This is a genomic window from Thiemannella venezuelensis (genome assembly GCF_014203605.1).
Lineage (GTDB): Bacteria > Actinomycetota > Actinomycetes > Streptosporangiales > Streptosporangiaceae > Planomonospora_A > Planomonospora_A venezuelensis.
This window is the reverse complement of sequence record NZ_JACHJJ010000014.1, coordinates 133,575-159,412: the sequence shown is the minus strand read 5'-3', so window position 1 is coordinate 159,412 and position 25,838 is coordinate 133,575. Positions and strand designations below refer to the sequence as shown.

The 25,838-nt window shown below is 74.0% G+C and carries 19 protein-coding genes; 12 read left to right on the top strand and 7 right to left on the bottom strand.

Annotation, left to right across the window (positions count from 1 at the left end; genetic code table 11):
• Positions 1–36 precede the first annotated feature (36 nt).
• The 3 genes from FHS22_RS21030 to FHS22_RS21020 all read left to right on the top strand — a co-directional run bounded on the left by FHS22_RS21030 (position 37) and on the right by FHS22_RS21020 (position 5,779).
• The gene (locus FHS22_RS21030) at positions 37–726 is read left to right on the top strand and encodes a hypothetical protein (RefSeq protein WP_184944028.1); all 690 of its coding nucleotides are present in this window, start codon (positions 37–39) and stop codon (positions 724–726) included.
• A gap of 14 nt (positions 727–740) precedes the next feature.
• Complete coding sequence (locus FHS22_RS21025; protein WP_184944027.1) at positions 741–3,803, top strand: AAA family ATPase; 3,063 nt, start codon at positions 741–743, stop codon at positions 3,801–3,803.
• Between the two features lie 155 nt (positions 3,804–3,958).
• A complete protein-coding gene (locus tag FHS22_RS21020) occupies positions 3,959–5,779 on the top strand; it encodes a M14 family metallopeptidase (protein WP_184944025.1) in 1,821 nt (606 codons plus the stop codon).
• 77 nt (positions 5,780–5,856) lie between these two features.
• Here FHS22_RS21020 and FHS22_RS21015 read toward each other — a convergent pair whose 3' ends face one another.
• Entirely contained in the window at positions 5,857–6,666 is an 810-nt protein-coding gene (locus FHS22_RS21015; RefSeq protein WP_221473909.1) for a class I SAM-dependent methyltransferase, read from the bottom strand.
• Between the two features lie 112 nt (positions 6,667–6,778).
• Between FHS22_RS21015 and FHS22_RS21010 the strand changes: the two genes are divergently transcribed.
• The gene (locus FHS22_RS21010) at positions 6,779–7,171 is read left to right on the top strand and encodes a hypothetical protein (protein ID WP_184944024.1); all 393 of its coding nucleotides are present in this window, start codon (positions 6,779–6,781) and stop codon (positions 7,169–7,171) included.
• Positions 7,172–7,434: 263 nt separating this feature from the next.
• Here the strand turns inward: FHS22_RS21010 and FHS22_RS21005 are convergent, their stop codons facing one another.
• The 4 genes from FHS22_RS21005 to FHS22_RS20990 all read right to left on the bottom strand — a co-directional run bounded on the left by FHS22_RS21005 (position 7,435) and on the right by FHS22_RS20990 (position 11,429).
• The gene (locus tag FHS22_RS21005) at positions 7,435–8,970 is read right to left on the bottom strand and encodes an aldehyde dehydrogenase family protein (RefSeq protein ID WP_184944022.1); all 1,536 of its coding nucleotides are present in this window, start codon (positions 8,968–8,970) and stop codon (positions 7,435–7,437) included.
• 83 nt (positions 8,971–9,053) lie between these two features.
• Complete coding sequence (locus FHS22_RS21000; protein WP_184944020.1) at positions 9,054–9,680, bottom strand: NUDIX hydrolase; 627 nt, start codon at positions 9,678–9,680, stop codon at positions 9,054–9,056.
• Positions 9,681–9,692: 12 nt separating this feature from the next.
• The gene (locus FHS22_RS20995; RefSeq protein ID WP_184944019.1) at positions 9,693–10,844 is read right to left on the bottom strand and encodes a cation diffusion facilitator family transporter; all 1,152 of its coding nucleotides are present in this window, start codon (positions 10,842–10,844) and stop codon (positions 9,693–9,695) included.
• A 153-nt stretch (positions 10,845–10,997) separates the two neighbouring features.
• Positions 10,998–11,429 (bottom strand): cupin domain-containing protein, encoded by a 432-nt coding sequence (locus FHS22_RS20990; RefSeq protein WP_184944016.1) that lies wholly within the window; start codon positions 11,427–11,429, stop codon positions 10,998–11,000.
• A gap of 155 nt (positions 11,430–11,584) precedes the next feature.
• Here FHS22_RS20990 and FHS22_RS20985 point away from each other — a divergent pair, with 155 nt between their 5' ends.
• The 5 genes from FHS22_RS20985 to FHS22_RS20965 all read left to right on the top strand — a co-directional run bounded on the left by FHS22_RS20985 (position 11,585) and on the right by FHS22_RS20965 (position 19,192).
• Positions 11,585–12,862: an SWIM zinc finger family protein gene (locus tag FHS22_RS20985; protein ID WP_184944014.1), complete on the top strand. Its 1,278-nt coding sequence runs from the start codon at positions 11,585–11,587 to the stop codon at positions 12,860–12,862.
• Positions 12,859–14,358: a DUF5691 domain-containing protein gene (locus FHS22_RS20980; RefSeq protein WP_338047866.1), complete on the top strand. Its 1,500-nt coding sequence runs from the start codon at positions 12,859–12,861 to the stop codon at positions 14,356–14,358. Before FHS22_RS20985 ends, FHS22_RS20980 begins: the two co-directional genes overlap by 4 nt.
• A complete protein-coding gene (locus tag FHS22_RS20975) occupies positions 14,355–15,422 on the top strand; it encodes an ATP-binding protein (protein WP_184944013.1) in 1,068 nt (355 codons plus the stop codon). Before FHS22_RS20980 ends, FHS22_RS20975 begins: the two co-directional genes overlap by 4 nt.
• 135 nt (positions 15,423–15,557) lie before the next feature.
• A complete protein-coding gene (locus FHS22_RS20970; protein WP_184944011.1) occupies positions 15,558–17,990 on the top strand; it encodes a DUF5682 family protein in 2,433 nt (810 codons plus the stop codon).
• On the top strand, positions 17,987–19,192 hold the full coding sequence (locus FHS22_RS20965) for a VWA domain-containing protein (protein WP_184944009.1): 1,206 nt from the start codon (positions 17,987–17,989) through the stop codon (positions 19,190–19,192). Before FHS22_RS20970 ends, FHS22_RS20965 begins: the two co-directional genes overlap by 4 nt.
• A 79-nt stretch (positions 19,193–19,271) precedes the next feature.
• On the opposite strand, the gene FHS22_RS20960 is transcribed toward FHS22_RS20965, so the two are convergent.
• Positions 19,272–20,732: an MFS transporter gene (locus FHS22_RS20960; protein WP_184944007.1), complete on the bottom strand. Its 1,461-nt coding sequence runs from the start codon at positions 20,730–20,732 to the stop codon at positions 19,272–19,274.
• Positions 20,733–20,994: 262 nt separating this feature from the next.
• On the opposite strand from FHS22_RS20960, the gene FHS22_RS20955 reads away from it, so the two are divergent.
• The 3 genes from FHS22_RS20955 (at position 20,995) to FHS22_RS20945 (ending at position 24,342) form a co-directional block, all read left to right on the top strand.
• The gene (locus tag FHS22_RS20955) at positions 20,995–21,732 is read left to right on the top strand and encodes a TetR/AcrR family transcriptional regulator C-terminal domain-containing protein (RefSeq protein ID WP_184944005.1); all 738 of its coding nucleotides are present in this window, start codon (positions 20,995–20,997) and stop codon (positions 21,730–21,732) included.
• A 48-nt stretch (positions 21,733–21,780) separates the two neighbouring features.
• Positions 21,781–23,202, top strand: a complete 1,422-nt coding sequence (locus tag FHS22_RS20950) for an MFS transporter (protein ID WP_260408129.1) — start codon at positions 21,781–21,783, stop codon at positions 23,200–23,202.
• A 126-nt stretch (positions 23,203–23,328) separates the two neighbouring features.
• A complete protein-coding gene (locus tag FHS22_RS20945) occupies positions 23,329–24,342 on the top strand; it encodes an enolase C-terminal domain-like protein (RefSeq protein ID WP_184944001.1) in 1,014 nt (337 codons plus the stop codon).
• Positions 24,343–24,393: 51 nt separating this feature from the next.
• Here the strand turns inward: FHS22_RS20945 and FHS22_RS20940 are convergent, their stop codons facing one another.
• On the bottom strand, positions 24,394–25,827 hold the full coding sequence (locus FHS22_RS20940) for an LCP family protein (protein WP_184944000.1): 1,434 nt from the start codon (positions 25,825–25,827) through the stop codon (positions 24,394–24,396).
• Positions 25,828–25,838: the final 11 nt, after the last annotated feature.

The following is a 25,838-nucleotide window of genomic DNA, read 5'->3' as shown; positions in this document are numbered from 1 at the left end:
TCACCTGTTGGCTCGTAAAGCGGAGGTATAGCCCTCGTGAGACGACCAGGGACCGCTCCCACCGCAGTGGCGGTGGCGCTCGTCACCGCCATGACCGCCGGACTGACCGGGTGCGCGAGCCCGCAGTTCACCTACGTCCGCCACGACAGCGGGCAGACCTACTTCAAAGTCCCGGCGGCCTGGCGCCAGGTGGACCAGCAGGCCCTGGACGGCTTCTTCGAGCAGGACCCCGAGTCGGCCACGGCCCAGGTGCGCAGGAAACTCGTCTGGTCGGTCGGGTACGACGCGCACGCCGAGCCCTCCGTCGGCCATCTCTACGGCGTCGGCACCGCGGACGAGCCGTTCGTCTTCGTCCGGGTCATCACGCTGGTGCCCGAACAGCGGGACATGATCTCCCTGAACGTCATGCGGGACGCGATCCTCCCCGTCACCGACGCCACGCGGGAGCAGACCGCGCAGATCCCGGGCTACCCGCTGACCGGGTTCGAACTGCTCTCCGACGAGGTGTTCCATCCCGGCGACGGGGTGCGCGGAGTGCGCGTGCGGTTCAACTACGCCGTCGAAGGCGCCGGGACGCAGACCTTCGACCTCACCTCCTACCTGGACGCGGACGGCGAACGGCTCTCCATGATGCTGATCCGCTGCTCGGCGGCCTGCTACCGCAAGCGTGCGCAGGAGTTCGACACCATCGCCCAGTCCCTGAAGGTCAAGCGCCCCATCGGGTGAGGAGAGGCCCGCATATGAAGTCACCCCCACCGCCCCCTCATGTCGAGGGCCTCCGCCCGCCGGGCACCGGCCCGAACGACGCGCGCGAGTCGACCCGCAAGCGCATGCCGTTCTGGGACCGGATCAAGTTCGTCCTCATCCTCACGATCATCTACTTCGTGCTGGTCTGGAACAAGATGGCATCTTTCGAGGGTGTCATCTCCTTCCAGGACGCGATGATCGGCACCGCGATCGAGGCGCCCTGGATCTTCTGGCTGCTGGGTGCCGAGGTCCTGCGGCAGATCCACTTCCTCGTCAGCGAGCGCTCCGCCGCGTACCACGGGTTCTGGACACGGGGCGTGTTCGGCGGCTTCGAACGCTGGACCCACCGCCGCTTCTCCGACTGGAACCGCTTCCGCCTCGCCCGCGCGATCAAGTGGCTGTTCTGGATCGCGGTGCTCGCGCTGGTCCTCGGCCAGGTGCTGGAGACCTCGCCCGCCCTCGCGCTGTTCCAGGCGCCGGCGCTGCTCTGGCAGGCGCTGCCGTACGTCGCGCAGCTGGCCTTCGCGTTCTTCTTCATCGCCTTCCAGTTCATCGGCCTGTTCTGGCTGCTGTCGCGCGGCGGGGTCGAGACCTACTTCCCCGACGACATCAAGACCCGCTTCACCGACGTCTGGGGCCAGGACCACGTGGTCGAGCGGGTCAAGGAGAACATCGTCTTCCTGGAGAAACCGGACGCCATCGAGGAGCGCGGCGGCTACGTCCCCAGCGGACTGCTGCTGTGGGGTCCGCCCGGCACCGGCAAGACCCTGATGGCCGAGGCCGTGGCGGGGGAGACCGGCAAGCCGTACGTCTTCGTGGACCCCGGCGCGTTCGTCAACATGTTCATGGGCATCGGCATCCTCAAGGTCAAGTCGCTCTTCCGGAAGCTGCGCAAGCTCGCGCTCCGGTACGGCGGGGTGATCGTCTTCTTCGACGAGGCCGACTCCCTCGGCCGCCGCGGCTCGCTGGCCCAGCAGGGACCCAGGGGCGGGCCCGGGTTCTCCCCGCACGCCGGCGGCTCCCCGCACGCCGGCGGCTGCCACGGCTTCACCTACCTGTCGGAGGACTCCCGGTGGCTCCTCACCCGCGGAGCGGGGACGGGGGAGCGGCCGGACACCGCGCGCAACCGCTTCTTCATGGGCGGGAACATGGGCGGCGGCGGCGACCCGGGCACCCTGCAGGCGCTGCTCACCGAGCTGTCCGGCCTGAAGAAACCGCGCGGCATCGTCAACCGCCACGTCCGGAGGCTGTTCGGCATGCGGCCCAAGCCGCCGCCCAAGTACCGGATCCTGGTCATGATGGCCACCAACATGCCCAACTCGCTGGACGAGGCGCTGCTGCGGCCCGGCCGGATCGACCGCATCTACAAGGTGGGCTACCCGTCCAAGGCGGGCCGGGTCCGCACCTACCGGGGCTACTTCGACAAGGTGAACCACGAGCTGACCGAGGAGCAGCTCGACAAGCTGGCCACGATCACCCCGTACGCCACCGGCGCCACGATCAAGGACCTGGTGAACGAGTCGCTGATCACCGCGATCCGCGACGGCCGCGAGGTCATCACCTGGTCCGACGTGACCCGCGCCAAGCGGCTCAAGCAGCTCGGCCCGCCCGAGGACGTGGAGTACATCGAGCGCGAGCGGCACGCGGTGGCCGTGCACGAGGCGTGCCACGCGGTGGCGGCCTACCGCACGCGCTTCCACCTCGAGATCGACATCGCCACGATCGAGAAGGGCGCCGACTACCTCGGCATGGTCGCCAGCATCAAGCCCGAGGACCAGTTCACCCGGTGGAAGTCCGAGCACGAGGCCGACATCATGGTCTCCCTCGCCTCGCTGGCCGGGGAGCGGATGTTCTTCGCCAAGGACAACTCCTCCGGCGTCTCCGGGGACCTCTACTCGGCCACCTACCTGACCGCGCTGATGGAGGCGCACTGGGGCATGGGGCGCGGGGTCACCTCGCTGCCCGCGCTCCAGGAGCTGGAGATCATGGGCGGCGGCAAGTCGATGCCCGGCGCGGGCGGCCCCGGCGGCCCGGCCCCGCGGGCGGGCAGGCAGGCGACCGTGCCCGACGTGCTCGGCGAGCGCATCGAGTACAACCTGGTGCGCCTGCTGAAGGAGACGGAGGACCTGCTGAAGGAGCACCGGCGGGAGGTGCTCTGCCTGGCCCACGCGCTGGAGACCCACAAGACGCTGAACGGCGACGACGTGGTCGCGGTCCTGGAGCGGCGGCAGGGGCCGCTGGTCGACGGCTCGGTCTACGCCTCCGACGGGTTCTACGCCGAGATCGAGGAGTACCACCTGGAGGCGGCCAGGGCGCACCGCGAGCACAGCCACGTGGCACGCGAGCTGCCCGTTCCGGCGGCCGTGCCCCGCCTCGAACCCGCCGCCGTCATCCAGGGCGCGGTGGTGACCGGCAACGGGCACGGCGCCCCGGTCCTCACCGGGACGCCCCCCGTGATATCCGCCGTGACGCCCACGGTGACGTCTCCGGTGAAACCCGCCGCTGCGCCGGCGGGGGCCTCCGCCGTACTCGAACCGGTTCCCGCCACCGGCCCCGACTTCGCGTCGTGGGCGAAGGACGGCCCGGTGATCCAGCCGCCTCCCCCGGAGACGGGGAACGGCCCGGTGATCCAGCCGCCGCCTCCCCGGGCCGTGGTGGAGCCCGTCTCCGCCGCGCCGAGGCGGCGGGGAGGTCTGCGGACGGTCGCCGCGGTCGCCGTCAGCCTGGTCGTGCTGGCCGCGTTCACGCTGCTCGGCGCGTTCGCCCTCACCGGGGGACGGGCGGCCGGCGCACCGGGGCAGGGCGCGCTCCTGGTGGTGTTCGTGGCCGTGGTGGCCGTCGTCGCGGGGGCGGGCATCGCCTTCGCGGTGGTCCGGGGCGTGCAGGCCGCGCGGGCCAGGGCGGAGGCGCAGCGGGACAACGCGGTGGAGCGGGCCCAGCTGCTGGCCGCCGCGATGGATCCGGAGATCGCCATGCGCCTGCTCGGGTACGGCGGCGGCACCGGTGGCACCGACAGGGGCGTGGACGGAGGCCCGGACGGCGGGCGGGCACGCTGAGCGGAGGGTCCCCGCCGGGCGGAGCACGGCCCGGCAGGGACCCTCCGTGCGGGACGGGTGACCGGAATTTGGGCCTTTCCGGATTCACCGGCGTGCCTGACTCTCAGTGCAGACGCGTGACAGACCCCCCGAGAACGCGTCTGAGGAGGACACCGGTGAGACGCCGTCTGATCGTCGGAATCGCCGTGCTGGTGCTGCTGTGCACCGGCATGACCGGAGTGGGAGCCTCGGCCGAGCCGCCGCCCAGCGGCCAGTACAAGGTCGAGGGGCCCGGCGACCCCCGCCAGCGCAGCGCGGTCGCGGCCACGGGCGCCGCGATCGACCAGGTGGACCCCGCCTCGGTCGTGGTGACCGCCACGGAGGCCGAGGTCGAGGCCATCAGGAAACTGGGCTACACCGTCACGAAGATCAACCGATCGTTATCCCCCGACGCCCGCGCCCTCGACTTCCCGCCCGCCGACTCCGGCTACCACAACTACGCGGAGATGACCGCGGCGGTGAACCAGATCGTCGCCGACCATCCCGCGATCGCCCGGAAGATCAGCTACGGCACCTCCTACGAGGGCCGCGACCTGATGGCCGTCAAGATCAGTGACAACGCCGCGACCGACGAGAACGAGCCCGAGGTGCTGTTCACCCACCACCAGCACGCCCGCGAGCACCTGACCGTCGAGATGGCCCTGTACATCATGAACCTCCTCACCGACGGCTACGGGAGCGACAGCCGCATCACGAACCTGGTGAACGGCCGCGAGATCTGGATCATGCCGGACCTCAACCCCGACGGCGGCGAGTACGACATCGCGACCGGCTCCTACCGCTCCTGGCGGAAGAACCGGCAGCCCAACCCCGGCTCCTCCGCCGTGGGCACCGACATGAACCGGAACTGGGCCCACAACTGGGGCTGCTGCGGCGGTTCCTCCGGTTCCACCTCCAGCGAGACCTACCGCGGCCCGTCGCCCGCCTCGGCGCCCGAGGTCAGCGCCGTCGCCAACTGGGTCAACGGCCGGGTCGTCGGCGGCGTGCAGCAGATCAGGGCGCACATCGACTGGCACACCTACGGCGAGCTGATCCTGTGGCCGTACGGCTACACCTACAACGACACCGCCCCCGGCCTCACCCAGGACGACCGCGACGCCCACGCCACCCTGGGCCAGAACATGGCCGGGACCAACGGCTACACCCCGCAGCAGGCCAGCGACCTCTACATCACCGACGGCAGCATCGACGACTGGATGTGGGGCGTCCACAAGATCTTCAGCTACACCTTCGAGATGTACCCGACCGGCTCGCCCGGCTTCTACCCGCCCGACGAGCAGATCGGCCCGCAGACCGCCCGCAACCGGGAGGCGGTCCTGCGCTTGCTGGAGTACTCCGACTGCGTCTACCGGATCATCGGCAAGGAGTCGCAGTACTGCGGGACCGGCACGCCGCCGGTGACGGTCTACTCCGACGACTTCGAGACGGCGACCGGCTGGACGGCGAACCCGGGCGGCACCGACACCGCCACCCTCGGGCAGTGGGAGCGCGGCGACCCGGCGGCCACCTCCTCCAGCGGGGCCAAGCAGCTCGGCACCACGGTCAGCGGCGTCAACGACCTGGTCACCGGCCGCCTGGCCGGTTCCTCGGCGGGCGCCTACGACATCGACGGCGGCCTCACCAGCGTCCGGTCACCGGCGATCACCCTGCCGGCGGGCGGGACGCTGACCCTGTCGCTGTCGTGGTACCTGGCGCACGGCTCCAACTCCTCCAGCGCCGACTTCCTGCGCGTCAAGGTCGTCGGCTCGACCACGACCCAGGTGTTCCAGCAGCTCGGCGCGGCCACCAACCGCAACGGCTCCTGGGCCACGGCCACGGCGGACGTCTCCGCGTTCGCGGGCCAGAGCGTCCGCATCCTGATCGAGGCGGCCGACGCCTCCGGCGCCTCGCTGGTCGAGGCCGGGGTGGACGACGTGAAGATCACCCAGCAGCCCTGACCCGCCGCGCGGGGTACGGCCGCCGCGCGGCGGCCGTACCCCGCGCGGCGGACCGGCCCCGGACCGGGCGGCGGCCCTCAGGCACGGCAGATCAGCTCGCCGTGGAGCAGGGAGAGCCACCCGTCCGGCTCGGCGGCCCAGGCCCGCCAGCCCGCGGAGATGCGGTGCAGCTCCTCCTCGGTGGCGGCGCCCGAGGCGAGGGCCTGGCGGGCCATGTCGGACTTCAGGATGCGCTCGGCCCACATCCCGCCCCACCACTCCCGGTCCTCCGGGGTGGCGAAGCACCAGGTCGAGGAGGTGGCGGAGACGTCGGAGAAGCCGGCCGCGCGGGCCCAGGAGAGCAGCCGGCGCCCCGCGTCCGGCTCGCCGCCGTTGGCCCGGGCGACCTTCTGGTAGAGGGCCATCCACTCGTCCAGCCCGGGCGGCTCGGGGAACCAGGTGAAGGCGGCGTAGTCGCTGTCGCGCACCGCGACGATCCCGCCCGGCCTGCAGACCCGCCGCATCTCGCGCAGCGCCAGGACCGGGTCGCCCACGTGCTGCAGCACCTGGTGGGCGTGCACGACGTCGAAGGAGTCGTCGGGGAAGTCCAGCGCGTGCACGTCGGCCACCGCGAAGGTGATGTCGTCCCGCCCCCGCCGCTCCGCCTCCGCGCGGGCCAGCCCGAGCGCCTCCTCGGTGACCTCGGCCGCGGTGACCGCGCCGGGCGCGACCAGCTCGGCCAGGTCGGCGGTGATGGTGCCCGGACCGCACCCCACGTCCAGCAGCGACATGCCCGGCGCCAGGTGCGGCAGGAGGTGGGCCGCCGAGTTCTCCGCGGTGCGCCACCGGTGGGAGCGCAGCACGGACTCGTGATGGCCATGGGTGTACACGGCGTCCTTTGCCGTCATCGGGACCACTCCTTCGGTCGATGGGGGAACCGTAGCAGTAGTCTCATTAGTCGAGAAAGATCGTCTTAATATATGAGAATTACGCAATCAATACGTCTTCCCGCTTGTTGTCATGGTGGAGGGCGAACAGACTCGAATGGTCGCCGGTGTCACCGAGGAGGTGGTTCTCGTGCACGAGGAGTTCAGCGTCCGCGAGACGTGGCCGCTGGAGTGCCTGGGCTGCAGGCATGTCTGGCAGGAGGAGTACACCGTCCGCCGTCTGACCGACGAGCACGGCCACGACGTCGTGGTCTGGCTGAGGTCGGGGGTGCCCGTCCAGCCCCCGTGGGCGGGAAGCAACTGCCCCGGCTGCGGCGTGGACCGGGTGAGCGCCTTCCCCCAGGGCGAGCACGCGCGGCGCGGCACGCTCCGGGCCGTGCCGGCGCCCGCGGCGGAGCTCGGCCGCCCGCCGGTGGAGCGGTTGTACTCGCCCGTCCAGCCCCGACCGTCCATCCCGCTCTACTGACCGCGGTGCGGCGCGGTGCGTCCGGCCGGGCCCGGCGCGCCGTCCGCGGCGGGCACGCCCGGGCGGCGGATCGGGGACGGCGGATCGGGGACGGCGGATCGGGGACGGCGGATCGGGGACGGCGGATCGGGGACGGCGGACCCGCCGGGACGGTGGATCCGCGAGGGGCCGCGCCGCAGCACGCGCCCCCTCGCGGACGGGGTCGCCCCCGCAGGGGAAGATGCCGCGATCTTGGTGCGGGCAACCCCGCCGGACGGCAAAGATCAGATCCGGTAACCCAGGTCCGGGACGATCTCGGCCACGTCCATCTGCGCCTTCTGCAGGCGGCCGGAGTAGTCCCAGTTCATCGCCTGCCAGCGGGTGAACTGGTCGAGCACCCACATCCCCGACTGGCGGCTGCCGTTGCCCGACTTCCCGTTCCCGCCGAACGGCAGGTGCGCCTCGGCGCCGGAGGTGGAGTTGTTGACGCTGACCATGCCCGCCCCGATGCCCTCGCGGAAGCGGAAGGCGGCCCTGGGATCGGTGGTGTAGATCGAGGACGACAGGCCGTACCCGGGCAGGTTCGCCAGCTCGATCGCCTCCTCCAGCGTGCCGAACGCGGTCACGCCCACGATCGGGCCGAAGGTCTCCTCCATGAACAGCCGGTCGCCGCCGCGCACCCCGTCCACCACCACCGGGTGGTAGTAGAGGCCGCCCGCGCCGTCGAACCCGCCCCGGGGGTTGTCCGCCGTGATCCGGCCGGTCGGGCCGGAGACCACCGTGTGGTGCGGCTCGATCCAGCCGAGGTACTCCTCGTAGCGCTCGGCGAACCTGCGGTCCAGCAGCGGGCCGCAGAGCACCTCGCCCGCCGGGTCGCCGATCACCGCGCCGGCCACCGCGCGCGTGTAGCGGGCGACGAACTCGCCGTGGACGCTCTCGTGCACGATCACGGTCCCCAGCGAGGTGCAGCGCTGCCCCGCCGTACCGAACCCGGCGAACAGCGCGCCCTCCACCGCCAGGTCCAGGTCGGCGTCGGGCATGACCACCATCGGGTTCTTGCCGCCCAGCTCCAGGCAGGCCGACTGCAGATGCCGCCCGCACAGCTCGCCGACCGTCCGGCCGACCGCGCTGGATCCGGTGAACCCGACCTTGTGCACCGTGCCCTCGCCCAGCGCCTCCTCCAGCCCGGCGGAAGTGGCGGGGCCGTCGGCGAGCACCAGGTTGAGCACGCCCTCGGGCAGCCCGGCCGCCGCGAAGAGCCGGTAGAGCGCGTGCGCGGAGGCCGCGGCGTACTCGGCGGGCTTCCACACCACCGCGTTGCCGCACAGCAGCGCCGGGACGAGGTACCACGACGGCACCGCGACCGGGAAGTTCCCCGCGGTGATCACCGCCGCCACGCCGACCGGCACCCGGAAGGTGAACAGGTTCTTGTCCGGCATCTCGCTGGGCACCGTCTGCCCGTACAGCCGCCGCCCCTCGCCGAGGAAGAAGTCGCACGTGTCGACGATCTCCCGCACCTCGCCCAGCGCCTCGGCGTACGGCTTGCCGATCTCCCGGGTGACCAGCCGGGCCAGCGCCTCGGCGTTGGCCTCCACCAGCCGCCCGATCGAGGCGACCACCCGCCCGCGCACCGGAGCCGGGACCCGCGCCCACTCGCGCTGGGCGGCGGAGGCCGTACGGCAGGCGGCGGAGAACGCGGCGGCGTCGGCGAGCCGCACCCGTGCGACGACCTCGTCCACACGGGAGGGATTGATCGAGTCATAGGCCGTGCCGCCGGACGATTCTTTCCCGCCGATGACGGAGACGATCTCGATGGTCACCGTTGACCTCCTAGATAGGGCGTGTAACCGCATTCTCTCCGCCCGGCAGTGAACCGTCACATGCCCGCACCGCCGAGGCGCCGTCAGCGCCGCGTCCACTCCGGCTGCAGGAAGTCGGCCACCCGTGCGGTACGGCCGAGCAGCACGACCTCGCGGAACTGCCACAGCAGCGCGCCGGTGGGGGCGTGCACCACCATCTCCGGGCCCAGGCGCATCTGCAGCAGCCGTCCGCCGCCCGGCTGCGGCACCCACCGCACCGCGTCCTCCGCCGCCAGCCGGCGCAGCGGCACATGGTGCACCGAGTGGACCTCGTCGGCGCTGGGCGCCAGCGGTCCCGGATCCGTCACCGCCACCACGAGAGGAGTGATCGTGAAGCTGGAGGCGGCGGGGAAGTCGTCGAGCCGCCCCAGCACGGCTCCCGGCGCGGCGGCCAGCCCGATCTCCTCGTGCAGTTCGCGCAGCGCCGCCTGCAGCGGGGTCTCGCCGGGATCCAGGCGCCCGCCCGGCAGCGCCCACTGGCCCGCGTTGCGGCCGCGGTGGGCCCGCTTGATGACGATCACCGAAGGGGCGCCCGCGTGCTCGACGACGCACAGGGCCACCGCGGCCCGCCGGACGCCCGGCGCGTCGGGCAGCGTCGTGTGCCGGTGAGCGGACAGCCGGACGGCGGCCGAGGCACGGAACGCCGCCAGGTCGCTGAGGGGATCGCGCATGGGCGCATCATGTCAGACGGCGTCCGCCCCGCCGTGGACGTGCGGGGGACCACCGGCGGGCGTCCGCCGGTGGCCGGCGAGGAGGGCGTGGTGGTCGACGCCGCCGGCCGGTCCCGGGTCGGTGTGCACCGTGGCGGTGGCCAGCCGGGGCAGGGCATGGAGCAGGGCGTGCTCGGCCGCGACCGCTATCCGGTGGGCGGCGACCACCGACAGGGTGTGGTCCACCACGATCTGGCAGTCGGCCTCCAGCCGGTGACCGACCCAGCGCAGCCGGACCCGCCCCACCTGCAGCACTCCGCCGGTGGCGCGCAGCGCCGCACGCGCCCGGGCGGTCACGGCGGGATCGACGGCGTCCATCAGCCGGTGGTAGATCTGCCGGGACGCCTGCCCCAGCACGCCCGCGATCGCCGCGGTGATCAGCAGGCCGACCACCGGGTCGGCCCGGTCCCAGCCCGCCGCGACACCGCCGGCGCCGGCCAGGACCGCCAGGGAGGTGAACCCGTCGGCGCGGGCGTGCAGGCCGTCGGCGACCAGCGCCGCCGACCCGATCCTGCGGCCGACCCGGATGCGGTAGCGGGCCACCAGCTCGTTGCCGGCGAACCCGGCCAGCCCCGCGGCCGCGACCGCCCCCAGGTGCGTGACCTCCTGCGGACGGGCCAGCCGCTCCAGCGCCGCCCAGCCGGTCGCGACCGCCGAAGCCGCGACGGCCAGCACGATGACGATCCCGGCCAGATCCTCGGCCCGGCCGTACCCGTAGGTGTAGCGGTGGTCGGGCGGGCGGCGGCCCAGCACGAAGGCGATGCCCAGCGGCACCGCCGTCAGCGCGTCGGCGGCGTTGTGCACGGTGTCGCCCAGCAGCGCCACCGACCCCGACAGCGCCACGATGACGGCCTGGACGGCCGCGGTCAGGCCGAGCGCCCCCAGCGAGATCCACAGCGCCCGCATGCCCTCGGCGCTGGACTCCATCGCCGCGTCGACCTTCTCGGCCGCCTCGTGCGAATGCGGCCGCACCAGATGCGCGAGCCTCGCCCGGATCCCCGCACCCGCGTGCCCGTGCCCGTGCCCATGTCCGTGGTCGTGCCCGTGTCCGTGGCCGTACCCGTGGTCATGGCCGTGCCCGCGGCCCTCCGGGGTCCGGCCGGCGGCGGCTCGCTGATCGCTCATACCACCCACGATGACCCACGGCGCCGATTGCAGCATCTCGACATCAGCGCAGGTCACGCTCTTGCGACAAGGTCGCGTCAGGCGCGGGGCGGGTCGGGGCGCCCGCGCGGCGCGGGCCCGCGGGTCCCTCCACCGCGCCGACGGCTCCGGCTCTCAGATCATGCGGAAGTCGGCGAAGTCGAAGCCGGGGGAGACGACGCAGCTCACCAGTACGGCCTCGGGCCCGGCGGGGCGGGCCGCCTGCCAGGTCCCGGCCGGGACGAGGGCCTGGGGGACCTGGCCCTCCTCCACCAGCGGGCCCAGGGTGACCGCACGGGCCGGCTGGCCCTCGTGGCCGCCCAGGAGCAGGGTGAGCGGGCCGCCCCGGTGCCAGAGCCACACCTCGTCGGAGCGGACCACGTGCGGGCGCGACTCCTCGCCGGGGCCGAGCAGGAAGTAGATCCCGGTCGCCGTCGCCCGCGCCCCGCCGTACCCGTCCGGGGCGAGGGAGTGGGAGGTCCTCCAGGTCTCCCGGAACCAGCCCCCCTCGGGGTGCGGCTGCAGGTCCAGGATCTCGGCGAGCGGCGGGCGCGGAGGTGTGGTCACCGCACGATGGTAAGGGCAGGCCGCATCAGGTCCGGCGGGAGCACGGGCCGGGGCGGTGCCCGTTCCGGCACCGGGACCCGGCCTTCTAGCGGCGGAAATAAGGGATATATGGTGATGACCCGAATTTGTCGGCGGGGTTGGCTAGCGTTCGGCGCGTGATCGAACGGTGGAACCGGGACCAGGTCCTCGCGCTCGCGCCCGACGCCTCGTCCCAGAAAGCGGCCCAAGGAGTGTCGTCTCCCGGCAAGTGGTCGAACGCCGGTGTCGCCGCCGAGGCGGTGTGGGGAGAGTGCAAGGGCAGCGGCTCCACGCCCTACCGGGCGTGCGTGGACCTGTCCGAGCCCGCCTACCGGTGCAGCTGCCCGAGCCGGAAGTTCCCCTGCAAGCACGCGCTCGGCCTGCTGCTGCTCTGGTCGGCCGACGGAGTGCCGGGCGCGGACGAGCCCGCCGACTGGGTGGCCGAGTGGCTCGACCAGCGCCGCGCCCGCGCCGCCAGGCCCGCCGCCGCGCCCCGTGCGGCGGAGCCCGGCGCGGCCCCCGACCCCCGCAGGGCCGAGCAGCGCGAGCAGCGGGTCGCGGCCGGGCTGGAGGAGCTGGAGCGCTGGCTGGCCGACCAGGTGCGGCAGGGCATCGCCGGCTCGCGCCGCCACGACCACTGGGACGGCCTGGTCAAGCGCCTCGTCGACGCCCAGGCCCCCGGCGTCGCCGGGACCGTCTCCCGCCTGGGCGCCGTCCTGGCGGACGACGACTGGCCCGCCCGGCTGCTGTCCGAGTACTCCCTCCTCCACCTCCTGCTCACCGCCCACCGCCGCGAGCTGCTGGCGCCGGCCGTGCGGGGGCGGGTGGGCTTCCCCGTCACCAGGGAGGAGGTGCTCGCCGGGGAGACCGTCCGCGACGTGTGGGACGTGCTGGGGCGGCGCGACGAGGAGCAGGAGCGGCTGATCTCGCGCCGGGTCTGGCTGCGCGGCAGGACGACCGGCCGGGCCGCGCTCGTGCTCTCCTTCGCCCCCACCGGCCAGGCCCTCGACGCCTCGCTCGTCACCGGCACCGCCATGGACGCCGAGCTGGCGTTCTACCCCGGTACGGCCCCGCTGCGCGCCCTGGTCGCCGCCCGGCACGCCGCCGCCCCCGCCGCCCCGCCGCCCGGCTCCACGCCGGAGGCGGTGCTGGGGGAGATCGCGGCGGCCCTGGCGGGGGACCCGTGGACGGACTCCTGGCCGGTGGTCCTCGACGCGGTCGTCCCGATGCGGAACGGCGCGTGGCTGCTGGGCGGCGCGGACGGCGGGCTCCCGCTGCACCCGTCGGCGGGCACCCCGTGGCGGCTGGTCGCCGCCTCCGGCGGGCACCCGCTGACCGTCGCCGCCGAATGGACCCCCGGGGGCCTGCGCCCCCTGTCGACCTGGGACGAGGAAGGCCGGGTGGTGGTGCTGTGAGCAGCGCTCCGCAGAACACCGGAACGGGCACGGGGGCGGCCCCCGCGACGGCCCCCGCGACGGTCGGAGTGGAGGCCCCCGCGCCGGCCACGGCGGAGGCCGCGACCGCGTGGGAGGACCTCGTCTCCACCGCGCTCGTCGGCACCGACCGCAGGCCGCTGCCCGGCGCCTCCGGTGACGCCGACCCCGCGGCGGAGCTGCTCGGACGGGCCGCCGTGCAGACCGTCCGGGCCCGCGCCGGGCAGCGGCTGCGCGCCGGTGAGCCGCTGGAGCCGGCTCCGCCCGAGGAGCAGCTCGCGCTCCCGCGCGCCGCGGGCGACCGGCTGGCCCGGATCCTCGGCGGCGAGCGGCCGAGGCTGCTCGCCGAGTGGCTGCGCACCGCCGCGGACCGCGGCTACCGGCTCTCCCCGCACCTGCTGCCCGAACTGCTCGACCACGCCGCCCGCGACCGCTCGATCCGGCCGCACCTCGGCGTCCTCGCCGGGCGCCGGGGCCGCTGGCTGGCCGCGCTCAACCCCGCCTGGGGCTTCCTCGCGGAGGAGGCCACCGTGGCCGGGCCCAGCCCCGAGGTGTGGGAACTGGGCACCTCGGGGGACCGCCGTGCCCACCTGGGCGCGCTGCGGGCCGCCGACCCCGCGGCCGCCCGCGAGCTGCTCGCGGCGACCTGGGAGAAGGAGGGCCCGGACGACCGGGCCGCCTTCCTGGAGCTGCTGGCCGAGGGGCTCTCCCTCGACGACGAGCCGTTCCTGGAGGCCGCGCTCGACGACCGCCGCCGTGAGGTCAGGCACGAGGCCGCCGACCTGCTCACCCGGCTGCCGGGTTCGCGTCTCGGCCGGCGGATGGCCGAGCGGGCCGCGGGCTGCTTCACGATGCTGAACGGCAAGATCCTCGTCAACCCGCCCGACGCCTGCGACGCCGCCATGGAGCGCGACGGCATCCGGGCCAAGCCGCCCCGGGGCACCGGCGAGCGGAGCTGGTGGCTGCAGCAGGTCGTGGCCCGCACCCCGCTCGGCCTCTGGAGCGGCCTGCTCGGCCGCCCGCCCCGCGAGCTCGTCCGGATGAAGATCGTGGACTGGGGGCGGGAGGTCACGGCCGGCTGGGTCAGGGCGGCCGTGCTCCAGGGCGACCCCCAGTGGGCGCGGGAGCTGTTCGGCTCCGACCCGCTCGCCGACCTGCTGGCCGTACTGCCCCGGGACGAGCAGGAGGCCCTGGCCGCCGCCTTCGTCCGCGGTCACGGCCTGGACGGCCAGCTCATCATGGTCCTCGGCGGCGCGGCGGCGCCGTGGGGGCCGGAGCTCGCCCGGGCCGTGCTCGGCAAGATCCTCGACCTGGCCGGCACCCAGCCGTGGAACCTCGGCGAGCTGTCCAAGCTGGCCGGTGAGCGCATCGACCCCGGTCTGTACGGCCTGGCCGAGCGACTGTCCCTCGAACCGCCCATCCAGGAGGTCGCCGCCCTCCTGCGTTTCCGTGACGACATGCTGAAGGAGCTGCAATGACGACGGTGCTGCGCGCCCACGCCGAGGACCAGTACGCCGAGGAGCTGGCGATCCTGGCCAAGGACGACGACCGGGCCAGGCCGCCGGGCTGGAAGCTCTCCCCGTGGGCGGTGACCTCCTACATCCTGGGCGACGGCGACCGGATCACCCCCAAGTACATCGGCCCCCGCCGCATCGTCGAGGTGGCCGTGGCGACGCTGGCCACCGACCGGGCGCTGCTGCTGCTCGGCGTGCCCGGCACCGCCAAGACCTGGTTGTCGGAGCACCTGGCCGCCGCGGTCAGCGGCGACTCCACCCTGCTCGTGCAGGGCACGGCGGGTACCGCAGAGGAGGCCGTCCGCTACGGCTGGAACTACGCCCGGCTGCTGGCCGAGGGGCCGTCCCGGGAGGCGCTGACCCCGAGCCCGGTGATGCGCGCGATGGCCGAGGGCCGCCTCGCCCGGGTCGAGGAGCTGACCCGCATGCCCTCCGACGTGCAGGACGCGCTGATCACCGTGCTGTCGGAGAAGACGCTGCCGATTCCCGAGCTGAACGAGGAGGTCCAGGCGGCGCGCGGGTTCAACCTCATCGCCACCGCCAACGACCGGGACCGGGGCGTCAACGACCTGTCCAGCGCGCTGCGCCGCCGGTTCAACACCGTCGTGCTCCCGGTGCCGGGCACCCCCGAGGAGGAGGTGGACATCGTCTCCCGCCGGGTGGAGCAGCTCGGCCGCTCCCTGGAACTGCCGGAGATCCCGGCCGGGATGGAGGAGATCCGCCGCGTCGTCACGGTCTTCCGCGAGCTGCGGACCGGCGTGACCGAGGACGGCCGCACCAAGATCAAGTCGCCCAGCGGCACGCTGAGCACCGCCGAGGCCATCTCCGTCATCACCAACGGCGTCGCGCTGGCCGCGCACTTCGGCGACGGGGTGCTCCGTCCCTCCGACGTGGCCGCCGGGATCGTCGGCGCCGTGGTCCAGGACCCGGTCTCCGACCGCGTCGTCTGGCGCGAGTACCTCGAGACCGTGGTGCGCGAGCGCGCGGACTGGCGCGACTTCTACCGGGCCTGCCGTGACGCGGGCTGAGCCGGAGCACTCCCCGGCCGCGGTCCGCCCCGGACGGGCGGGTGCCGGCCGCGACCGCGGTCCGTCCCGGGAACGCCGGGCGGCTCCCCGCGGTACCCGTGAAGTCCCCGGCCGCATCAGGAAAGGAGGCGGGCGATGAGCGTGTCCGTTCTCGGGGTCCGGCACCACGGGCCCGGCTCGGCGCGGGCCCTGCGCGCGGAGCTGGAAAGGCTCAAGCCGGACGTCGTGCTCATCGAGGGCCCGCCCGAGGCCGACGAGCTCGTCGCCCTCGCGCAGGACCCGGATCTCCAGCCGCCGGTGGCGCTGCTGGCGCACGTGCCGGGCGAGCCGTCCAGGGCCGCGTTCTGGCCGTTCGCCGTCTTCTCCCCCGAGTGGCAGGCGATCCGCTACGCGGTCGGGGCGGGGGTGCCGGTCCGGTTCTGCGACCTGCCCGCCGCGCACGGCCTCGCCGTCCCGGCGGAGGACTCCGAGGAGGCCGGTTCCCCCGGGGACGCGGCCGGTGACGGGGACGCGGGTCCGGCGCCGGCCGGGGACGACCCGGCGGAGGAGGAGCGGGCGCGGGCCGTACGGATCGACCCGATCGGGGAGCTCGCCCGCGCCGCCGGATACGACGACCCGGAGCGGTGGTGGGAGGACGCGGTCGAGCACCGCGGGGACACGCCGTTCCAGGTGATCGCCGAGGCGATGGCCGCGGTCCGCGAGGGCCACGTCCCGGACGGGTACGAGGCGCGGCGCGAGGCGTTCATGCGCCGCACGGTCCGCAAGGCGGTCAAGGACGGGTTCGAGCGGGTCGCCGTGGTCTGCGGCGCCTGGCACGTCCCCGCGCTCGCCGACCCGGCCGATCCGGCGGGATCGGGAGGAGACGGGGGACCGGCCGGGCGGGGCCGCCGGGGCTGGGGCGCCGGGCTGCCTCCGGCCAAGGCGGACGACGCGCTGCTCAAGGGCCTGCCCAAGGCCAAGGTGGAGCTGACCTGGGTGCCGTGGACCTACGGGCGGCTGGCCGCCTGGAGCGGGTACGGCGCCGGCGTCACCTCCCCGGGCTGGTACCACCACCTGTTCGCCTCCCCGGACCGGCCCGTGGAGCGCTGGCTGACCGAGGCCGCCGGGGTGCTGCGCGCCGAGGACCTGCCGGTCTCCTCCGCGCACGTCATCGAGGCGGTACGGCTGGCGGAGTCCCTGGCGGTGCTGCGGGGACGGCCGCTGGCCGGGCTGGCGGAGGTCACCGAGGCGGTCAGGGCGGTCCTGTGCGAGGGCGACGACCTGCCGGTGGAGCTGATCCAGCGGCACATGGTCGTGGGGGAGCGGCTCGGCCAGGTGCCCGACACGACCCCGATGGTCCCGCTCCAGCGCCACCTGCGCGAGGAGCAGCGGCGGCTCAAGCTCAAGCCGGAGGCCCTCGACCGGGAGCTCGACCTCGACCTGCGCAAGCCCCTGGACCTGGAGCGCAGCCGCCTGCTGCACCGCCTGCGCCTGCTCGGCGTGGACTGGGGCAGCCCGCAGGAGAGCCGGGGCAAGGGCACCTTCCGCGAGTCGTGGACGCTCGCCTGGCGTCCCGAGTTCGACATCGACCTGATCGAGGCGGGCGCCTGGGGCACCACCGTCCCGTCGGCCGCCGCCGCCCGCGTCCGCGACCTCGCGCGGGGCGGGACGGCAGGGCGGGGCCGGTCGGGAGCACCGGGCCGCGGAGTCCCGGCCCCGGGCACGGCGGGGGCGGGCGGATCCGCGGGCTCCGGCGGCGGGGTCTCGCTCGCCGACCTCACGGGGCTGGTGGAGCGGTGCCTGCTCGCCGACCTGCCGGACGCGCTGCCGTACGTGCTGGAGGCGCTGTCGGCGCGGGCGGCGCTGGACAGCGACGTGACGCACCTGATGGCGGCGCTGCCGGCGATGGTCCGGGCGCAGCGCTACGGCGACGTGCGCGGCACGCCCGCCGCCGGGCTGGCCTCGATCGTCGACGCGCTGCTCACCCGGGTCTGCGTCGGGCTGGGCGGGGCGGTCACCGGCCTGGACGACGACGCCGCCCGCGGCCTGCTCGGCCACGTGGACGCGGTGCACGCGGCCGTCGGGCTGCTCGACTCCGCGGGCGACGAGCCGCCGAAGGGGCGCTGGCTGGGCGCGCTGCGCGCGGTGTCGGGGCGGTCGGACCTGCACGGGCTGATCGAGGGGCGGATCGTCCGGATCCTGCTGGACACCGGGGAGCTCGACGCCGGCCGCGCCGAGCTCCGGATGTCGCGGGCGATGTCGTCCGGGCACCCGCCGGCCAGGGCGGCGGCCTGGGTCGAGGGGTTCGTCTCCGGCGGCGGGCTGCTGCTGGTGCACGACGCCCGGCTGCTCGGGCTCATCGACGGATGGCTGACCGGGCTGACCCCGGAGGCGTTCGTGGACGTGCTGCCGCTGCTGCGGCGGACCTTCGGCGCCTTCGCCGCTCCGGAGCGCCGCGCGATCGGCGAGCGGGCCCGCTCGCTCGGCACCGGCGCGACGACCGCCGCCGCGGCGGCCGACGACATCGACGATCAGCGTGCGGCGGCGGCCGTACGGACCGTGCTGGAGATCCTGGGGAGGGCGTCGTGACGGACAGCGTGACGGGGACCGCGACCGGAGCCGCGGACGGCGGCGAGCGGCTGCGCCGCTGGCGGCTGGTGCTCGGCGGGGACGCCGACGGCACCGGGTGCGCGCTGGGCGGGACCGACGCCCGGATGGACGGTGCGCTGGCCGCGCTCTACAACGGCGGCGGGGACGGCGGCAGGCCGTCGGGTGAGCGGAGCGCCGGGCTCGGCGCGTCCGCGCCGCGGGTGGCGCGCTGGCTGGGCGACATCAGGTCCTACTTCCCCTCGACCGTGGTCCAGGTGATGCAGAAGGACGCCGTCGAGCGGCTGAACCTGACCCGGCTGCTGCTGGAGCCGGAGATGCTCGAGGCGGTCGAGCCCGACGTGCACATGGTCGGCACGCTCCTGTCGCTCAACCGGGTGATGCCGGAGAAGGCCAGGGAGTCGGCGCGCGCGCTGGTCCGCAAGGTCGTCGCCGAGCTGGAGCGGCGGCTGGTCCAGAAGACCAAGGCCGCGGTGACCGGCGCGCTCGACCGCTCGGCGCGCACCCACCGCCCCAAGCGGGTCGCCGACATCGACTGGGACCGGACGATCCGCGCCAATCTGAAGAACTACCTGCCCGAGAAGAACACCGTGATCCCCTCCCGGCTGGTCGGGTACGGCAGGCGCCAGCGGGCGGTCCAGCGCGAGGTGGTGCTCTGCATCGACCAGAGCGGCTCGATGGCCGCCTCCGTCGTCTACTCCAGCGTCTTCGGCGCGGTGCTCGCCTCGATGCGCTCGCTGAAGACGTCGCTGGTGGTCTTCGACACCGCGGTCGTCGACCTCACCGACCGGCTCCACGACCCGGTGGAGCTGCTGTTCGGCACCCAGCTCGGCGGCGGCACCGACATCAACCGGGCCATCGCCTACGGTCAGGGCCTCATCACCCGGCCAGGCGACTCCATCTTCATCCTGATCAGCGACCTGTACGAGGGCGGGGTCCGGCAGGAGATGCTCCGCCGGGTGGCCCAGATGACCGCGGCCGGGGTGCAGGTGATCGTGCTGCTCGCGCTGTCGGACGAGGGCGCGCCCTTCTACGACCGGGAGAACGCCGCCGCGCTCGCCGCGATGGGGGTGCCCGCCTTCGCCTGCACCCCCGACGCCTTCCCCGGCCTGATGGCCGCCGCGATCGAGCGCCGCGACATCGGCCAGTGGGCCGAGCGGCACCTGGACCGCCCGGCCGGCTGAGACGCGTCCCGGCGCGGGCGGCACGGAGGCCCGCCCGTGCCGGGACGGAGGGAGACGCGAGGAGAGCGGCGGCGGCCGCTCAGTGACCCGCGCCGTGCTCCTCGGGACGGGCGCGGAGCGGGAGGAGGAAGGCGGCGGCGAAGGTGACGGCGATCAACCCGGCCGTGACCCAGATCGTCGTCTGCATCGTCTCGGAGAAGGTCCGGCCGCGCTCCAGCATGCCGAAGAAGAGCGTGCCGATCGCGGCGGAGCCGAGCGCGCCGCCGAGCTGCTGGACGGCGGTGAGGGTGCCGTTGGCCGAGCCCGACTCGTGCGGCTCGACCCCGGCCAGCACGATGTCGAAGAAGGGCGCCATGATCATGCTCATCCCGGCCCCCGTGACGAACAGCGCCGGGGCGAGCTGCCACGGGGTGACGTCCGCACCGGCCAGGTTCAGGGTGACGGCGATTCCGGCGAGACCGGCCGCCATCACGATCGCACCGAGGTGGATGAGCTTGCGGCCCACCTTCTGCGCCAGACCGGCGGCGTTGACGCCGGCGAAGCCGATCAGCGAGCCGATCGCGTTGGGCAGGTTCGCCAGGCCCGCTTTCAGAGGGTCGTAGCCCAGGCCGATCTGGAAGTACAGGCCGAGCACCATCGAGAAGCCGATCAGCGCGGTGAAGAAGACCAGGCCGGTCACCAGACCGCCGGTGAAGGCGCGCTTGCGGAACAGCCCGGTCACCAGGAGCGGGTCGCCGCCCGTCCGCCGTTTGGCCGCCTGGTGGCGGGCGAAGAGCGCGAAGAGCGCGGCGGAGGCCGCCATCGAGGCGAAGGTCCAGGCGGGCCAGTCGAGGTCGCGCCCCTGCACCAGCGGGTAGATCAGCAGGAAGGAGGCGGCCGAGGCCAGGAACACGCCCGTCAGGTCGAGGCGGGAGGCGTGCCCGAGCCTCGTCCCGGGTAGGAGGAAGGCCGCTCCGGCGAGGGCGAGCAGGCCCACCGGGAGGTTGATCAGCAAGATCATGCGCCAGCCGGTGCCGAACAGGTCGGCGTCGACCAGCCAGCCCGCGAGCACCGGTCCGCCCACCAGGGACAGAGCCATGACGGGGCCGAAGACGCCGAACGCGGCGGCCGTCTCCTTCGGCGGGAACATCTCCTTGATCAGGCCGAGTCCCTGGGGGATCATCATGGCCCCGAACAGGCCCTGCAGCGCCCGCGAGCCGATCAGCAGTTCGGGGGAGACGGCCAGGCCGCACAGGAGCGAGGCGGCGGTGAAGCCGGCCACGCCGACCGCGAACATGCGTCTGCGGCCGTAGACGTCGCCCAGACGCCCGCCGGTGAGCAGGCCGACGGCCATCGCCAGGGTGTACGCGGCGCCGAGCCACTGGATCATGCTGGTCGACCCGCCCAGGCCGGCGTGGATCGACGGCGCCGCGATGTTGGTGATCACCGCGTCGACCAGGTCCATGACCTCGGCGGCGAGGATCACGAAGAGCGCGGGCCAGCGCCACCGGTACGGCTCGGCGGTGATGGCCGGAGGGCCGGTGTCGACGGTGGGGGTCATGGGGACTCCGTTCCGGGTCTCAGGTCTGGGGGGCTGTTCCGGCGCGTTTCCTTGCGCTCTCGGGGAGAGGGGAAGGCGCCATCCCGGACGAACGGCGTTCGTCGTCTACGAACACCGTTGTATAGACGAACAGTGTTCGCGTCAAGTACGACGTTCGTGTCAAGTACGGTGTTCGTGAGACGTACGACGTTCGTGAGACGTACGGCGTTCGTCGCCGGTACGGTGTTCGCAGAAAGAATTTCGGGCGGTATACCATCCCCGCATGACCGAGATCCCCGTCCCGCCGTGGCGCAAGACCCGCCGACCCAGCGCGCCGAGAACCGTCCTGAGCAGGGATCTCATCGTCTCCACGGGGCTGCGGATCCTCGATGCCGAAGGGCTGGACGCGCTGAGCATGCGCCGGGTCGCCCAGGAGCTCGGCACCGGTCCCGCCTCCCTCTACGCCCACGTGGCGAACAAGGAGGAACTGCTCGACCTGATCTACGACGAGGTCATCGGCGAGATCCGGATACCCGAGCCGGAGCCGGAGCGCTGGCTGGAGCAGCTCAGGGAGCTGCTCCTGGAGGCGATCCGGGTGTTCGGCGCGCACGCCGACATCGCCAGGGTCGGCCTCGCGAACATCCCGACCACCCCCAACGCGCTGCGCGTCGCCGAGGGCCAGCTCGCCATTATGATCGCGGGCGGTGTGCCACCGAAGATCGCCTCACTGATGGTCGACCGGCTCGGCCTCTACGTCTGCGCCGACGCCTTCGAGAGCTCGCTCTACATGAATCGGCAGCGGGCCAGCGGCAAGGACGTGGCGAGCTTCCTGGAGGAGACCTTCGGCCAGATCGGCGCCTTCTACCGCGCTCTGCCCGCCGACCGCTTCCCCACCCTCGTCGCGCACGTGGACGACCTGGTGGCCGCGGACGACCGGGAGCGGTTCGCGTTCGGGCTCGACCTGATGCTGCGCGGCCTGGCGTCCTACGCGGCTGAGGCGGGTCCTACGTCCAAGGACTGATCCACCGGGCCGATGCGCCCGCCGGGGCGGCGGCCGTACGGTCCGATCATGACGACGGTTGCAGAGACCTCCCGGGAGACGCCGGGGATATTCGCGCAGCGCCACCGTGCGCTGACGGTCGGCATGGTGGCGCTCATCATGCTGGTGGCCTTCGAGGCGCTGGCGGTGGCGACCGCCATGCCGGTGGTCGGGCGGGAGCTCGACGGGCTGGGCCTGTACGCGCTGGCCTTCAGCGGGGCGCTGGCGGCGGGGATGATCGCCACCGTGCTGGGCGGCCGCTGGGGCGACCTGTACGGGCCGGTCGTCCCGCTCTGGGCGGGCGTGGCCGTCTTCGCGGCGGGCCTGGTGGTCAGCGGGACCGCGCCGACCATGGACGTGTTCGTCGCGGGCCGGTTCGTGCAGGGCTTCGGCGGCGGGGTCTTCCAGGTCGCGCTGTACGTGCTCGTCTCGCGGGTCTACCCCGCGGGGCTGCACCCCAAGGTCTTCTCGGTCTTCGCCGCGGCCTGGGTGGTGCCGTCCATGATCGGGCCGGTGATCACCGGCGTCGTGGTGGAGGGGCCCGGCTGGCGCTGGGTCTTCCTCGGCGTGCCGCTGCTGGTCGTCCCCGCCGCGCTGCTGCTCTGGCGCGGTCTGGCCGCCGCCTCGGCGGCCGGGCGCACCGCCGCCGCGGGGACCTCCTCCGGCGACCGCACCCCGCCGGGTGAGCACACGGCCTCCGGCGGGGCGGCCTCCGGGCGCACGCCGATCGGGCGCAGGCTCGGCTGGGCGGTGCTGACGGCGGGCGGCGCGGCGCTCATGCAGTACGGCGGCGCGGCCCGCGACGGCGGCGGCCCGGTCCTGCTCCTGGCCGGCCTGGCCGTGCTGGCCGCGGCGCTGCCCCGGCTGCTCCCGCCCGGCACCGTCCGGGTCCGCAGGGGCCTGCCCTCGGTGATCGTCCTGCGCGGGATCGTGGCCGGCGCCTTCTTCGGCGGGGAACTGTTCCTGCCGCTCATGCTCAGCGCCGAGCGGGGACTCTCGCCCGCCCAGGCCGGCCTGGTTCTCACCGGCGGCGCGCTGGCGTGGTCGCTCGCCTCGTGGATCGCGGGGCGCAGGCCGTACGACCGGGTGGCGATCCTGCGCACCGGGCCGCTGCTGATGGCCGGGGGCCTGCTGCTGGTGGCCCTGGCCGTCCTGCCCGGGGTCCCGGTGGCCGCGGCCTTCCTGGGCGAGATGCTCATGGGCTTCGGCATCGGCCTGGTGTACCCGCTGCTGTCGGTGCTCGTCCTGGAGCTGTCGAGCCCGGGGGAGGAGGGCGAGAACAGCGCCTCGCTGGGCGTCGGGGAGTCGGTGTTCACGGTGACGACGGTCGTCGCCGTCGGAGCGGTCGTCGCGGCCTTCGGCGCCACCGGCCCGGTCTACCTGGCGTGCTTCGCGCTGACCGCGCTGGTGGCGGCCGCGGGTGCGCCGGTGGCGGGCCGGGTGAGGGTCTGACCTCGGTCCCCCGCCGGCCGTGGCACCATGGGGGAAGCAGTGCACCCCTCGGGCGCGTTCAGGGGTGGGTCCCGCCTCCGGGCGGGATTCGCGCTTTCACGGGGTGATAGAGATCAAGGGGAGTTCATGCCGCGTGTGTGCGGGCTCGAGGTGTCCCGGCTGGTTCTTCCGTACGGCAGGCGGCCGGAGAGCATCCTCGTCAGGCTCACCGACTACGGGGGCATGACCGGCTGGGGCGAGGTCGTCGACCCCGATCCCAAGACGTGGTCGATCCTGCAGGAGCGGCTCGCCCAGGCGCTGATCGGCGTCGACTGGGAGCACCCCGACGAGCTGGGCGCCGTTCCCGGCGGCCCGGCCGCCGACATGGCCTGCTGGGACCTGTGGGCCCGGATGCGCGGCGTCCCGCTCGCGCACGCCCTCGGCGGGAGCCGCACCTCGCTGATGGCCACCGTGCGCATCGGCGCCGAGCGCAACCTGGACAGCCTGGTCGCCCGGGTGAACCGGCACGTCTGCGCCGGATACGCGCACGTCACCATGGACGTGCACCCCGGCTGGGACGTCGAGCCGCTGCGCGCCGTCCGGCAGGCCTACCCGGCGCTCGGCATCGGCCTGGACGCCCGCGGTGCCTACACCGACATCGAGGCCCTGGAGGCGCTGGACGCCTACGCCCCGTCCGCCATCGAGCGCCCGTTCGCCGGCTCCGGCGGCCTGGCCGACCACGCCGATCTGCAGGAGCGCGTCGCCGCGCCGGTCCTGCTGGAGGTGGCCTCGGTGGCGGAGCTGGACGAGGCGATCGCCGCGGGCGCGGGCCGCGCGCTGCTGCTCCGCCCGGCCGTGCTGGGCTCCCTGCGAGAGGTGCGGCGGGCGCACGACAGCGCCGCGGCGGCGGGCTGGGAGATCGCCTGCTCCGGGGGGCAGGGGACCGGCCTGGCCAGGGCGGCCACCGTCGCCGCCGCCAGCCTGCCCGGCTGCACGCTCCCGTGCGACGTGGCCGAGCCGCCGCGCAGCGCCCAGATCGTCACCCCGCCGGTCGGCGCCACCGGCGGCGTCGTGGCCGTCCCGCTCACCCAGCCCGGTCTCGGCCACGGCATCGACGAGGACCGGGTCCGCCGGCTCGCCAAGGACTCCTACCGGGCGTGACCGGGACGTCCGGCTCCGGGAGCCCGCGGCCGGTGACGGTCGGCCCGGCGGTCAGCCGCAGCCTTCGGTGATCTCCTTGGGCGCGGAGGGGTCGGGCCTGTCCTTCACGGCCGCCTGCGCGGTCACGGCGGTCGGGGTGGCGGACGGCCGGGGGGAGGCGGCGGCCTGCGGGGGCGCGGCGACCGAGGCGCGGATGGCCCTGGCGGTGATGGTGCGGATCTTCGTCCAGTCGGGGTAGCCGGTGTTGATCAGCGGCGGGACGAACTGCACGCTGGTCACCTGGGCGCCCTTCACCTTCAGCGCCAGCGGGACCAGGTGCTCCAGCATCGGACGCGGGATGTCGGTCCTGATGAGCTCCTTGGCCGCCAGCGCGACCCGGTTGAAGCGGGAGAGCACGGTCGCCGGGTCGGCCTGCTGGAGCAGGGCGCCCAGGACGCAGCGCTGGCGGCCCATCCGGGTGTAGTCGTCGCTGTTGGTGCGCGAGCGGGCGAACCACATCGCGTCGGCGCCGCCCAGTCGGCGGGTTCCCGCCTTGACCAGGCCCTCGTCGTATTTACCGAAGACCACGTCCTGCGGCACGGTCACCGTGACCCCGCCGATGGCGTCGATGAGGCGGGCGAAGCCCCACATGTTCACCAGGGCGTACCAGTCGATCTTCAGGCCGAGGGTGTAGCCGACGGCGTCGATCAGGGCCCGGGCGCCCTGCTCCCGCTTGCCGGCGAAGATCTCCGGGTGGGCGTCGGCGTACTCCCAGACCCCGAAGAGCAGGTCGTCGCGGCCGCCGCCCGGGCCGGTGGGGAGCCGGAAGCCGCCGGGGAAGCGCCTGGCCATCGGGGTGCCGGGCGGGAACCGCACGTTCTCCAGGTTGCGGGGGAGGCTGAGCAGGACGGTGTTGCCGGTCCTGACGTCGATGCTGGCCACGTTGATGCTGTCGGTCCGCACGCCGGGCCGGTGGTCGTCGGCGTCGCCGCCGAGCAGCAGGATGTTCACCCGGCTCCGTCCCGCCCACGGGTCCTGCTCGTGCTCGGTGGGCAGCGGCGTGGCCGGGGCGGTGAAGACGTCGTCCAGGGCGGTCTGGGAGATCGCGGCGTACTGGCCGACCAGCCCGAACGGGAGCAGCACGGCCACCGCGAGCATGCCCGCGAAGGTCCCGGTGGCGGCCTGCCCGGCGGCGGGCAGCGTGCGGGGGTTCAGCACCGTGAAGGAGTGCACGACCAGGGCGAACCAGGCGGTGCCGAGCGCGAGGGAGCCGACGGTGACGGCGGTCAGCCAGGAGGGGGCCAGCAGCTGCCCGATGAGCGCGGCCAGGTCGGAGGTGAGCCCCACCCAGAGCAGGGCGAGCAGCGCCACGGCGTAGACCGAGAGCAGCGCCAGTCCGGTACGGCGCCAGCCGGCCCGCAGATGGGCGGCGCCGGGCGCGACGGCCGACAGGGCCGTCCATCCGATGACCGCCCCGACTCCGGACGGTTTTGACGTGTTCCGCACCTTTTCCCCGT